At 41.4% G+C, this 12,078-nt stretch carries 13 protein-coding genes; all 13 read right to left on the bottom strand.

Annotated features, from left to right (window positions below):
• Positions 1 to 8 precede the first annotated feature (8 nt).
• Positions 9 to 746 (bottom strand): cephalosporin hydroxylase family protein, encoded by a 738-nt coding sequence (locus tag ACFPPD_RS13415; RefSeq protein ID WP_378082451.1) that lies wholly within the window; start codon positions 744 to 746, stop codon positions 9 to 11.
• Complete coding sequence (locus ACFPPD_RS13410; RefSeq protein ID WP_209745409.1) at positions 733 to 1,452, bottom strand: WbqC family protein; 720 nt, start codon at positions 1,450 to 1,452, stop codon at positions 733 to 735. Before ACFPPD_RS13410 ends, ACFPPD_RS13415 begins: the two co-directional genes overlap by 14 nt.
• A complete protein-coding gene (locus tag ACFPPD_RS13405) occupies positions 1,449 to 2,141 on the bottom strand; it encodes a formyltransferase family protein (RefSeq protein ID WP_209745406.1) in 693 nt (230 codons plus the stop codon). Before ACFPPD_RS13405 ends, ACFPPD_RS13410 begins: the two co-directional genes overlap by 4 nt.
• A 26-nt stretch (positions 2,142 to 2,167) precedes the next feature.
• Positions 2,168 to 2,803, bottom strand: coding sequence for a class I SAM-dependent methyltransferase (locus ACFPPD_RS13400; protein WP_209745403.1), 636 nt, complete (start codon positions 2,801 to 2,803; stop codon positions 2,168 to 2,170).
• Positions 2,800 to 3,963 carry a class I SAM-dependent methyltransferase gene (locus ACFPPD_RS13395; RefSeq protein ID WP_209745399.1) on the bottom strand — a complete coding sequence of 388 codons (1,164 nt, stop codon included), beginning with the start codon at positions 3,961 to 3,963 and terminating at the stop codon, positions 2,800 to 2,802. Before ACFPPD_RS13395 ends, ACFPPD_RS13400 begins: the two co-directional genes overlap by 4 nt.
• A 3-nt stretch (positions 3,964 to 3,966) precedes the next feature.
• Positions 3,967 to 4,821: a phytanoyl-CoA dioxygenase family protein gene (locus tag ACFPPD_RS13390; RefSeq protein ID WP_209745395.1), complete on the bottom strand. Its 855-nt coding sequence runs from the start codon at positions 4,819 to 4,821 to the stop codon at positions 3,967 to 3,969.
• A 108-nt stretch (positions 4,822 to 4,929) separates the two neighbouring features.
• On the bottom strand, positions 4,930 to 5,457 hold the full coding sequence (rfbC, locus tag ACFPPD_RS13385) for a dTDP-4-dehydrorhamnose 3,5-epimerase (RefSeq protein WP_209745392.1): 528 nt from the start codon (positions 5,455 to 5,457) through the stop codon (positions 4,930 to 4,932).
• Positions 5,458 to 6,693 carry a methyltransferase domain-containing protein gene (locus tag ACFPPD_RS13380; protein WP_209745389.1) on the bottom strand — a complete coding sequence of 412 codons (1,236 nt, stop codon included), beginning with the start codon at positions 6,691 to 6,693 and terminating at the stop codon, positions 5,458 to 5,460. It lies immediately after the preceding gene.
• On the bottom strand, positions 6,686 to 7,768 hold the full coding sequence (rfbG, locus tag ACFPPD_RS13375; RefSeq protein ID WP_209745386.1) for a CDP-glucose 4,6-dehydratase: 1,083 nt from the start codon (positions 7,766 to 7,768) through the stop codon (positions 6,686 to 6,688). The genes ACFPPD_RS13380 and rfbG overlap by 8 nt, the downstream gene beginning before the upstream one ends.
• Positions 7,749 to 8,540 carry a glucose-1-phosphate cytidylyltransferase gene (gene rfbF, locus ACFPPD_RS13370; protein WP_209745383.1) on the bottom strand — a complete coding sequence of 264 codons (792 nt, stop codon included), beginning with the start codon at positions 8,538 to 8,540 and terminating at the stop codon, positions 7,749 to 7,751. Before rfbF ends, rfbG begins: the two co-directional genes overlap by 20 nt.
• Before the next feature lie 49 nt (positions 8,541 to 8,589).
• Positions 8,590 to 9,942: a glycosyltransferase gene (locus ACFPPD_RS13365; protein WP_209745380.1), complete on the bottom strand. Its 1,353-nt coding sequence runs from the start codon at positions 9,940 to 9,942 to the stop codon at positions 8,590 to 8,592.
• Positions 9,939 to 11,267: a hypothetical protein gene (locus tag ACFPPD_RS13360; protein WP_209745377.1), complete on the bottom strand. Its 1,329-nt coding sequence runs from the start codon at positions 11,265 to 11,267 to the stop codon at positions 9,939 to 9,941. The genes ACFPPD_RS13365 and ACFPPD_RS13360 overlap by 4 nt, the downstream gene beginning before the upstream one ends.
• Entirely contained in the window at positions 11,221 to 12,072 is an 852-nt protein-coding gene (locus tag ACFPPD_RS13355; protein ID WP_209745374.1) for a radical SAM protein, read from the bottom strand. Before ACFPPD_RS13355 ends, ACFPPD_RS13360 begins: the two co-directional genes overlap by 47 nt.
• Between the last annotated feature and the right edge of the window lie 6 nt (positions 12,073 to 12,078).

Below are 12,078 nucleotides of genomic sequence, written 5' to 3'. Positions count from 1 at the left end.
ATCCTGTCTTAAAGGTCTTTCGTGCATTTCAGGTACCCGTCAGGCGCCACCGTAATCAATAGCTTATTGTGAATGGTCTCATCAATAACAAATCGATCGTTACTTCTCAAAAATGACTGGACGGCGGTTTTGGGATTACTGTTTCGGTTCCAAGGCCTTTCTTTATGCAACTCACTGGGCATATCATCAACTACAGTATCCATAACAACCAAATAACTTCCCGAATTCACCAACGTGGAATACAACTCGAGCTCTCGGAGCACATGATCATGGGTGTGATTGGAGTCCAAAACAACCAGAACTTTACCGGCACCCATTGCCGATTCAGTGATCTCATGAAAAAGAGTCTCATCCGTGCTCGACCCTTCGATCAACTGTATTCTTTTGAACATAGGGTGTTTTTCGATCTCAATCCGATTGTGTTCCCTAATATCGATGTCAATGCCGATCACATTTCCATGCCCGATCAGTTCCAACATCGAGGCATAGAAAATGATAGACCCGCCATGGGCGACCCCGGTCTCGACAATGAGGTCAGGCTTTATGTCCCAAATAATTTCTTGCATGGCTATGATATCTTGCGGGAATTGAATAATAGGCCTTCCCATCCAACTGAAATTATAAGTATATTTGAACGGGGTAGTGCTCTCTATCCAACGATTGGAAATATCCTTTAATTCCTTTCGATTTGACATATTCGCGATATTTGAAGACACTTCTTTGCGGAATAATTCAATTGGATTCATGAATGAAATCCCTCCAAGGTTGGGTAACCGGTATTAAAAAATTTCGTGCCTGCAAACCCTCGTTACATAGCAAATCGATAATGGAGACATAAGGCGTGAAATCTCCATGAAGTTGTTTGTGTGGCAGTTTTTGATATCTCATATAATACACGCCTACATGGTGTCGTTCAAAATACTCGTGGTCCAAGTAATGGCGCGCTCCATGGCCGGTAATGTATTTGTCCGCCTGATAAGTTTGTATAATATCCATTAATCCTTCCGACTTGGCTCCGTGCGGCGGATGTTCAGAAGACCGGTGAAACCGTGTGTTTAAGCCCAGCCATTGTGCTATGTATTCGATCGCAAAAATATTGAACTCACTTAAGCTTTTGGTATCGTTCTCATATATCCTGTGGATAACGTCTATTACTTCTTTGTAGTAACGGGCTTTAGAATACAAATGATGAATCGTTCTTAAATGACGGCTTCTCCAAGGTTGTTCGTGATCAATCTCTACGTCCATGATCAATTGCTTGCCGCTTCTGAGAATGGGAACCGTCAACCACATGACTCCCGTTTCTGATTTTACTTGTACACGATTTGTGAAACTTCGGCCCATGGGCAATTGTACATTGTCATAATGGACATAATCGTCGGCAGCGGCGATTTGTTCAAACAGCCCGCGCCAAGGTAAAAACATAGGCTGCGAAATGACAATGGTAGTCATTTGATCAACTCTACGCCCTCTCTATCTTGAAGTCCCATAATCTCTCGCAGAATGCCTTCATTCCGGATGGAAGGGTTGCACCTGTCCGTATACGGCAACATGCCGGTTACTTGATATCCGGCATTACCCTCAGCTATTCGGATAGCGCCGCTCTCTACAAGTTCGATTGCCAACAAAGCCAAATATATTTTTTGAATGAACGAATATTTGTAAAGCTTTTCTAGCGACGTCTCATACGGAACAGGCATCGAAACTTGTGCCACGATCGCACCGCCATCTATGGATTCGTCCACCAGATGAAGAGAGGCTCCAAAAAACTTCGCATTCGCTTCCTTCATCTGCGTGACTGCGTGAAAACCTTTGAAGGAAGGCAATAGGGAAGGATGAATGTTAAATGTAGGGATAGACAGATACAAATGACTGCAGACCAAGCGTGAAAAAAAAAGCAAAACCATGTCAATGCCGATCGAATGAAAATGCTCTCCGGCTTTCTCGGAAAATAGCGCGTTGTCGCGTTCCTCAATTCGAATAACTTCAATATCCAAATCCGCGCATTTCGTTTCTAACCCGCATTCCCGGTCGGTGATTACATAAAATTGGAACCGGCCAGCCAAAGATGCGGCTTTCAAGATGCCAACCACTTCGGCAAAAACACTTCCGCCAGCCGATCCGAGAATTCCAACTTTCATGTCCTCCTCCGGACCCCCTTTAACAGTTATTTGTAAATGTATACGGTGTATTCATATAAGGGGTATGAGTGATCTACTTTTACTTTGCCGCCGAATTGATTCATGCAGTAAGCAAATAGTTCTACAGGATTTAGATAGAAAAGATTCGGTGCCATAAAATTCACTTTGGTCGTCATCACGTTAAATGCAATTCCGATCCTGCACAATGCGAACATTTTTTCGACGATCTGTTTGAGATACTTTTCCATCTCCAAGTGGCTTGTTTGCAATTTCTGAGTGAGAATTCCATTGCAAACCACGTAATCAAAATGATCGGCAGGGTTGTAGCTAAGGATGTCCGCAACAGCGAACGAACCGGAATCGAACTTCTGATGAGATCTAGCGTAAGTTATCATTTCACTTACGACATCAATACCCGTATATTGTATCTGAGTTTCCGCAAAGTTCGAATGGTCAATATATTCCAGAAGGCCGCCATAACCGCATCCGACATCAAGAAGACTTACGTCAGATTGCTGTCCGGGTAAAATGACAGAAAGCATGTTCCTATATCGGAGGACAATATCCTTTTTCGCCCCCCAGTCCACCCCTCTCTCATTGGGGCCGTGCTTGATAAAGGTTTGTTGATAATGCTCTTGAAGGCTTCTTGTTATCGGATTCAAAGCATCGGCACTCCAGTCTTTTCAATAAAGAAATGGATTTCTCTTGAACTCCATGCCTCTATATTCTTGATGATAGATTCGGCGGCAAGTGGATTCAATCCGACATAAACAGTATCAACCGAGTCCGGAAGCCGATCCGGCGGCACGATGGCTATGCCGAACAATTCTTTTCCCTGAAGGAAAGGGTTTTGATCGACAAAGCACGTTATTCTCTCCGGAAACTTCAGGCAAGAATAGATAAAGGTCCCGTAAAACCCGGCACCATAAATCGCAACTTTATGTTCAGAGTAACGATTCTCAAACTCCATGATTTTGCTTGAAAAATCATTCCAATATTTTGACAGAGATACTACGGACGCATAGTTGTTCATCGTTGGAGAAGGAATGAAACCCCACTCCTTATCGCTTTTTTTGGAAATGATAATAATAGCGTTGTTATGGGATCGGACATCGATCTCTACAATTTGAAATCCGCAGGATTCAAACAAATAGTTCAGCGACGATTCTGAAAAATGGTTAACATGATCCACGACTACAAAATCTGCAATATTACGATACACGTTGGGCACAACACAATAAAAAATGCCGGCATCACAGAGGAGATTCCGTATATTCCTTAAGAATATTTTCGGGTCCTCTATATGCTCCATGACAAAAAAAGATGTAACCAAATCAAAGCTGCCCTGCCAAGATTCTTTTGGTTTGTATGTGCTCCATTGTTCCGGCGATACAAGCTTTTCCCAGAATAGAAGGTACTCTTCCGTAACGTCAAATAAATGGATCTGAATGTCCGGCAATTTATGCCTTAATCCCTTTAACAATGCTCCTTTGGCAGAACCATAATCCAGGACGCGTGCTTTTTGATGAATTCCTACCTTATTCATCAAGGTATTGATTTGATGTTCGGTGCGGTAAATTTTTTGACCGTCAACCACGGCATATAATTGATCTTCTTCCACACTATCGTTCGACAGTTTATAATTCTCATCGTAATAAACATCCACATTTTCAATGCCTTTTGTTTGAATATGACCACATCGGTCGCAGTAATACACCGTGGTTGTTATGTTTAATACTTGGCACAATGAGGTTATGGAGGTATTTTGCCCTGACCGATAGACTGGTGATTGGATTTCGCTTTCACAAACGCAGCAATCCATAGTTTAAACTCCCTTACGATCGGCAATTAATTCAGGATGTACGGATTCGATGGATTTGCCTGCTGCAAACGAACCTGCCCATCCGATTTTGATTCCTGTGGGATCGTTAAAATTAAAATGCCTCATTTGCATGGACCACCTTGAACGGTTACTTACGTTATAGCCGGAGGCATGGATGACAAGAAAATCCAGTATCAACAAATCTCCAGGAGATGCTAACACATGCACAACAGGGTACTTGCTTAACAGATTTTCTTCATCCTTCAGAACTGTAGCATAAGCTCCCGTTTTCCCAGGCTCTTTCCCATTCTGTGTATGCACGGGAACCATTCCTTCTTTATGAGAACCCGGGCATATCTGTAGCGGTCCTATTGACTCCGTAATCTGTACTAAAGGGCTCCAAAATACCAAACCGTCTATACTGCGGAATTGAGAGGTATAGTCCTGATGCCATCCCGCTCGGAATTTTTCTTCTCCGGGATGATCCATACGAATTCCATAGCCGCCCGCTGCGACTCCGGGAAAAGAATTCTTCCGAATTTGTGAAAACACGGAATCGTGCCGCTCGCTGGATACCAATCTGACAAAAGCAGGGATTTGCTTCACCGCATCGTAAGCTTCCGAACCTAATTTTCTGTCATGGGTGATTAAATCTTGGAAGCAGGAATCAAAGGTTTCCGAGGAGAACGGAGCCTGTATAAACGGCAAATTATATTTCTTAATCAGGAGGCCGATAATGTTATAAATCGCAAAATGAATGGGTTCGATGTCTCTATTCATATCATAAAACGACTTTATCACGAGGTAACCTTCCAGGTTAAAAAAATCAATTTGTTCCTGCGACAAAGTTGGATTCAAAGCATCTTCCCCCCTCGGTTGTATAATTACTTAGAGCTGAACGTTATTCTTTCCTATATTATCGGCTTTTTCCCGGATAGAATTAATAATAAACTAGACTATCGCCTTTTATTTGAAGTTCGGATATTCCTTATCCTTACACGATATTATTGGATCTATTAGGGGCCACTTCATCTTAAAAACCGGATCATCCCACCGGATACCTCCGGCACTTTCGGAATGATAGTATTCACTCATATGATAAAAAACTTCTGTATCGTCCTCCAAGGTTTGAAAACCATGGGCAAATCCTGCCGGAACCAAGAGCATTTTTCGGTTTTCCGAAGTTAACTCTACAGCCGCCCATCGTTTAAATGTATTTGAATCCGGACGAAGATCAATTATTACGTCATAAATGGCGCCTCTAGTACAGCGGACGAGCTTGGCTTCCTCGTACGGCTTAGCTTGAAAGTGCATTCCGCGGAGGGTACCTTTTTTCTTATTGTAGGAAATGTTGCATTGAACAAAATCGAGATGGACGCCATGCTCGATAAACTCTTCTTTACACCAGGAGCGGGCAAAGAAACCTCTCTCATCTTCTATTGGATCAATCTCAATAACAAATACTCCATTTAGAGAAATTTCCTTAAAATTCATTTAAATCACCTTTACTTCCGGAATAGGAATCACGAACTTGCCTCCCCATTCCCTAATATAGGACATTTGTTCCATGACCTCTTCCTGCAAATTCCATGGTAATATCAATAGGTAGTCCGGTTTTGTTTCACGAATTTTTTCTGGATGTTCGATTGGAATGTGTGTGCCTGGTAAATATAAGCCTTGTTTGTATGGACTACGGTCAACGGTATAATCCATAAAGTCAGTTCGTATTCCGCAGAAATTAAGTAATGTGTTTCCTTTTGCAGGCGCACCATATCCTGCTATTGTTTTTCCTTCTCGCCTAGCACTGATTAGAAAATTTAGAATTTTCCATTTAGTTTCTTTTACTTGGTCGTTAAACTTCCGATATAAAGCCAGTTCAGTTAACCCCATTGTTTCTTCATTCAGCAATAAGTTGTTAACACGACTATGAACCAGTTTTCCGGAATCTTCACCATGCCGGGCGTATACCCTGAGGGATCCCCCATGTGTAGACAATTCATCAACATCGAAGATGGTTAAGCCTTGTGACGCAAATATCTTTTGAACTGTCATCAATGAAAAATATGAAAAATGTTCATGATAAATCGTATCAAATTGGTTGTTTTTAATTAGCTCAAGCAAGTAAGGGAATTCTACCGTTATCACACCGCCTGGCTTTAATAACAGTTTCATTCCGGCAACAAAATCCAATAAATCCGGTACATGCGCCAATACATTATTTGCAATCAGCAGATCTGCCTGCAATTGATATTCAGTAATAATTTTATTCGCCGTGCTTTTTCCGAAAAACTCAATTGCCGTTGGAATTCCTTTTTCAATCGCAATCTTTGCTACATTTGCAGCAGGTTCAATTCCTAAAACAGGTGTCCCTTTTTGCTTGAAATATTGCAATAGATACCCATCATTACTTGCAATTTCAACAACTTGAGATGATGCATGAATATCGAATCGGGTTGTTACCATATCCGCATATTGTTGAACATGTCTCAACCAAGTAGCTGCATAGGAGCTAAAGTAGGCATAATCACTAAATATTTGTTCCGGTGCTTCAAATTCATCTAACTGTACCAACAAACACCCCTCACAAACATAGGCATGTAAGGGGTAAAAGATTTCCCTCTCCATTAATTGATCCGGTCGAAGATAGGAATTTGATAAAGGAGACATCCCCAGATCTGCAAAGGTATATTTCAAATGTGTCCCGCAAAAACGACATTTTTGATTAATCATTTCCGGCTCCTCGAAGTAATTGCTCATATTTATTCATTTGATCCAATGTTACCTGCTGCATATCTGCTTGAGCAACATACGATTTGTACCAATCGACAACCCATTCAATGGTATCGTCGAACTGAAGCTTTGGCTTCCAATCTAATTTCATTCTTGCTTTAGAACAATCCAATTTGAGATAATTCGCCTCGTGCGGATGATTTTTTTCATCCAATGTCCATTTGGCATCGCCCCCCCATAGGGCACAAACCTTTTCAACAAGTTTGCTGACCGGAGCAGCATCTTGTTCAGACGGTCCGAAATTCCACCCTTCACCAAATTCAATGCCAGAGATCCAAAGATTTTCTGCTAATAGTAAATATCCATATAAAGGATCCAGAACATGTTGCCAAGGTCGAATGGCTTGCGGATTTCGAACCAGAACCGGTTCGCGTTGTAAGATTGCCCTGATCATATCAGGGACAAGCCGATCCTCGGCCCAATCTCCACCGCCTATTACGTTTCCGGCCCTGACGGAGGCCAACATTCGTGGACGATCACCGGATGCCGAAGCATTAAAAAAAGAATTGCGAAATGATGAGGTGATTAACTCCGCACATCCTTTACTTGCGCTATAGGGATCATAACCGCCCATCGGATCTGTTTCACGATATCCCCAAACCCATTCTTTATTTTCATAACATTTGTCGCTTGTCACATTGATAATGACTTGGACAGAGTCCGTATTTCGGACAACTTCAAGTACATTTACCGTACCCATCACATTAATCTCAAATGTTTCGATCGGATTTCTATATGAATGCCTAACTAACGGCTGTGCGGCCATATGAATCAAAATTTCCGGCCGATGTTTCTCGACCACGCTTTTGAGCAAATCGTAGTTCCTGACATCACCGTTATAAGAGTGCATACCGCCCGCTACATTGGCGAGTTCAAATAAACTGGGTCTTGTCGGAGGATTTAAAGAAAATCCGATGACTTCCGCACCCCATTTTTGTAACCAAAGAGAAAGCCAACTGCCTTTAAACCCGGTATGGCCCGTTATCAAGACCTTTTTATTCTTCCAAAACAACATTTCTTCCCCACACTTTCCACGGAGCCAGCTTGGATTCCCATAAACTTTCCAACTTTTGTTTATCACGCAAAGTATCCATCGGCTGCCAAAATCCTTTGTGTTTAAACGCTGAGAGATTGCTTTGAGACGCTAACCTCTCTAAAGGTTCACTCTCCCAAACTGTGGAGTCCCCCTCAATGAAACTAAAAACCTCAGGTTCCAATACAAAATAGCCCCCGTTAACCCAGCCTCCATCACCTTGGGGCTTTTCCTCGAAACTGATGATTTTGTTTTCATAAAAATCAAGTGCCCCGAATCGTCCAGGCGGTTGAACTGCCGTTAAAGTAGCAAATGTCCCCTGAGAACGATGAAAAGCGATAAGTTCTTCAATATTCACATCGCTTAATCCATCGCCATAAGTAAAGCAAAATGTTTCATCGCCAACATAATTTTTAACACGCTTCAATCTTCCGCCCGTCATAGTCTCGTCACCGGTATCAACCAAAGTCACTGTCCAAGGTTCCGCATGATGTTGATGTACCCGCATTTTATTATTTTTCATATCGAAGGTAATATCAGACATATGCAAAAAGTAGTTGGAGAAGTATTCCTTGATCATGTACCCTTTATAACCCAAACAGATAATAAAATCATTTATTCCATAGTGAGAGTAAGTTTTCATGATATGCCACAGAACGGGTCTACCGCCGATTTCCACCATTGGTTTCGGTCTTATTTGTGTTTCTTCACTAATACGGGTACCAAGTCCGCCTGCAAGAATGACAGCTTTCATATTCAACCACCCTCACGAATAAACATGATGTTAACGAATGTGTGTTTCCTTATATATCTATTGCTGAAATCACGGCACCCTGAAAGTGATATGAATCTGTCAGCTCTTTCTTTATATCAACTGCATAATCTAGAGAAGCAATAATCACAACATCGATCTGCTGGCTGTTCAGTATATCCGGCGAATAAATGACGGCACCTGTGCCGTCAATTTTCAAGCCATGTCTATCTTTGTCTTTATCTATTACTATATCGACATATTCACTAAGATAATTAGAATTCCTTAGCAGATACAGGCCAAGCTCGCCCGCTCCCCAAACCGCCATTTTTTGACCAGTGCGAACTAAGGCCCCAATGGTTGAATTAAATGCTCTGATCATAAAATTCGTACCCATTCGATTGAACAGATTGTTGGAGTCGAAAACGACTCTTTGAATAAAAGGATTTTCATTCTTGAGACTCTCCAGCACAATTTCTCTTTCTTCTGAGATATTCGTGCCGCTATACTCTAAATAAGCAAAATTACGTAGTATTTCCGTATAGTAGTTGATGATATCAAGCGGATAATAGTCCAATCTTCCTTTTACTTTTTCCCTAATTGATAAATAATCATTAATAATCGATCCGTAGTTTGTAAGCAACTTGCAAGGCGTACGGTCCGGTACCAGATTTTCTTTATTTCCGCCGGCACTCAACGAAATGAAATCATTGTATTGTACGGACGAAATTTTTCTTTCAAATGCTCCGCCATTACTTGTTTTTGAATCAAAAAAAACTAACTCCTTATCTATATATGCCAGCTTATCATATAGCCCCAATTGCAATGACATTGAGGTAATATCGGGAGAAGCAAAAGAAAAAACTCGATTTACACCGACATGTTTGGATTTTTCGATTATTGTACTCTCGCAACAAGAATTAACAAAGCGAGGAAGAATTCTGTGAGTGTGGTTATAATTGTGTGACAACAAAAACTGTATTACTTGCTCAGAGCTAAAAACAATACTCGAGGCTTCCGGATTCTTGACGATTTTTTTATTTAAGACGCCATAATTCCAACTAACGATCGGTACGTTTTCTTTGTGAATCGTATGATAAATAACTTCCAGGGCATCTGGAACAAAACTCGCCTTATCCTCTAATAAAGTAATGAATTTCCCTTTTACTTTGTTAACTCCAAATTCCCAATTATCGTGCATGGCCAGATTACCAGTACGAAAGTATTTTATTTTTTCATTAATATAATGATGGACTACCTGAGAGGTTTCATCCGATACATCATTATCAATAATGAGTAATTCCCAATCGGAAAAAGTTTGATTAATAACGCTAAGGATAGCTTTCTCTACGATAAAGCTTCTGTTCCTGGTAGGTAATATAATTGAAAAAAATGGAGTTTTCATTGAATACCCCCCTTGGTATCGATCCAGTCTCTAAATAAACGAATGAGTTTGTTCTTACAGCTTCTGTATTTTCGTATCGAACGAATTCTATGGAGATGAATCCTCTCCTGAAACCAGTTCCACAGGCATAAACCCGATCTCCAAATATCCAGTTTTCTAACGTAACTCTGATCATCAGCTTGCAGTGAATGATTAATGACATTGGATACAAAAGACTCATATGAAAATCGTCTGGATTCAACAATATCTTGATAGGCTCTCTCCACAATGCTTTCTCTTAAGCGATCCTGCTGGATTATTTTTAAAACTTCCTCCATGTTGCTGAAATCTCGTTTTAATTGGATATAGTGCACATTGGGCTTGAGAATTCCATTGTACTCCCCTTCGATCAGTATCTGGCATGTTCTCGTCGCACACGCTTCAAGATGCCTGGGAGATAGGGCGTAATATTGTAAATATCCATCTTGATCCGGGAAGCAAGCCTTCTCGATTTCCTCGAAACTTGCTTGCGGATAGCTCTTAAGATATTCATATGTTTTAATTCTAATACTTCCATCGCGATCAATAACGCTAGCCCCGCCTTCTACCCCGATCGTATATTTACAATGGAGTAAAAACCTGAACCAATCGTTTCCGAGGATCGTATCCTCAGTGCGTGTAGAGATGTCCAGCTTCAATCCTAAAATTGAGCCTTCTTCCTGAAAAACAGTGCCGATGAGCGGTTTTAGAATTCCATGTTTCCCTAGCGACGGATGAACGCGGGTAGCACGGTACCCGATATCCGTCGTTTTTTCGGTTGCCAATCCGGCAAGCCGCTTAATCAACTCAACTGTACGATCATCCAGATAACCCGTTAAAACAGGATAAAATTTCACCGAATCCTTCACTTTGGCAGAATAGAACTTGGGCCGTTCGGATTCGGGAGACACGGAGAAAATAATATCCATATCGAATTCATTTATCAGATCGCAAATATAATCCGTTTTGAAGTGCTCATCCTGCGGCATTCCAACTTTTACCGCATCTAACTTCTTAATAAACTGAGCTTTCCTTCTGGTCCTCTCATATCCCACATTATCCCATCTTGCGGAAAAAAAGATAGTATGGAAAATAACCAGATCGAACTTCATCTTCTGAATATAACCTGGAATGGTTTCACGATACGCCAAATTTAAATAAAAAACTTGATGCTTTGAGTTTTTCTTAAATGAGTACAAATGGTCTCGAATCGCAACCCTCATCGGCCCGAGCGGTGCATAATCGAAAACGATAAGAATGTTATATTTCATTTGAGGGCCAGATTTTTTCTTGTTCGACCATGCCATCTTCCATCCTCCACGACTCTCCAAGAGTACGTCCCATCCACTGGTCGCAACCTGCGCAGTACGGGTCCGGATAATCCTTGCGGATTTTTTCCATCACTTGCGATTCCCATGCTTCTTGTATCGACATCTGATTAAGATCGGGGCCTTGTTCCGGTGTCCAAATATGACTGCAGCGGGAGATGGCTCCATCGTAAGCAATGACCAAGGTATCCAGTAATTTGGCACAATATGTTCTGGGAACGTCCAAGCTGGTTCCGATGCCGCCAAAATCCCCATTGATCGTATGCTGTTTGTACAATCTTACACTATCGAAGCCTTGCAGATTTCGGCTTAAAATTACATCATCCAAATAACGCACGGTATTCTCGCCTGTAACGAAAGAAATTTGAACATCCGGTTTTTTTGTCGCTTTGTATTTTAATAGTTTGGAAAAGGATTGTGCTTGTTTTAAACCACTGACGGTATGAATACTGATATTCACAAATTCACAACGGCATAATAGATCTGCAAACTTCTCATCGATCAGCAGCCCGTTGGTTGAAACATGGATTCGTATTGACTTGGACAAAGCATACTCCAACAGGCGGAGAAATTGTGGGTGCAACAAGGATTCTCCCCGCCAAAAGGGCAAAACGACCGTATCAGGGGAATTCCGTGAGATATCATCAATTAGTTTGAACCATAGCTCTTCTGTTATGAATCCGGTCGTATCCGTGATATGATGCCTTGGACACATCGCGCAGGACAAATTGCATAAGGGAGTAAGTTCTATGGCGATTCTCTGAGGATAATCCAGCATGTTCATTCTTGC

Source organism: Cohnella suwonensis, from assembly GCF_042655365.1.
Classification (GTDB): domain Bacteria; phylum Bacillota; class Bacilli; order Paenibacillales; family Paenibacillaceae; genus Cohnella; species Cohnella suwonensis.
The sequence above is the reverse complement of the archived record's forward strand: the minus strand, read 5'-3'. Positions and strand labels throughout refer to the sequence as shown.

What these genes read in the sequence shown, in the direction of transcription:
- ACFPPD_RS13415 (WP_378082451.1), bottom strand. Translation starts at nt 746, where the DNA reads ATGAATCCAATTGAATTATTCCGCAAAGAAGTGTCTTCAAATATCGCG.
- ACFPPD_RS13410 (WP_209745409.1), bottom strand. Translation starts at nt 1,452, where the DNA reads ATGACTACCATTGTCATTTCGCAGCCTATGTTTTTACCTTGGCGCGGG.
- ACFPPD_RS13405 (WP_209745406.1), bottom strand. Translation starts at nt 2,141, where the DNA reads ATGAAAGTTGGAATTCTCGGATCGGCTGGCGGAAGTGTTTTTGCCGAA.
- ACFPPD_RS13395 (WP_209745399.1), bottom strand. Translation starts at nt 3,963, where the DNA reads ATGGATTGCTGCGTTTGTGAAAGCGAAATCCAATCACCAGTCTATCGG.
- rfbC (WP_209745392.1), bottom strand. Translation starts at nt 5,457, where the DNA reads ATGAATTTTAAGGAAATTTCTCTAAATGGAGTATTTGTTATTGAGATT.
- ACFPPD_RS13380 (WP_209745389.1), bottom strand. Translation starts at nt 6,693, where the DNA reads ATGATTAATCAAAAATGTCGTTTTTGCGGGACACATTTGAAATATACC.
- rfbG (WP_209745386.1), bottom strand. Translation starts at nt 7,768, where the DNA reads ATGTTGTTTTGGAAGAATAAAAAGGTCTTGATAACGGGCCATACCGGG.
- rfbF (WP_209745383.1), bottom strand. Translation starts at nt 8,540, where the DNA reads ATGAAAGCTGTCATTCTTGCAGGCGGACTTGGTACCCGTATTAGTGAA.
- ACFPPD_RS13365 (WP_209745380.1), bottom strand. Translation starts at nt 9,942, where the DNA reads ATGAAAACTCCATTTTTTTCAATTATATTACCTACCAGGAACAGAAGC.
- ACFPPD_RS13360 (WP_209745377.1), bottom strand. Translation starts at nt 11,267, where the DNA reads ATGGCATGGTCGAACAAGAAAAAATCTGGCCCTCAAATGAAATATAAC.
- ACFPPD_RS13355 (WP_209745374.1), bottom strand. Translation starts at nt 12,072, where the DNA reads ATGAACATGCTGGATTATCCTCAGAGAATCGCCATAGAACTTACTCCC.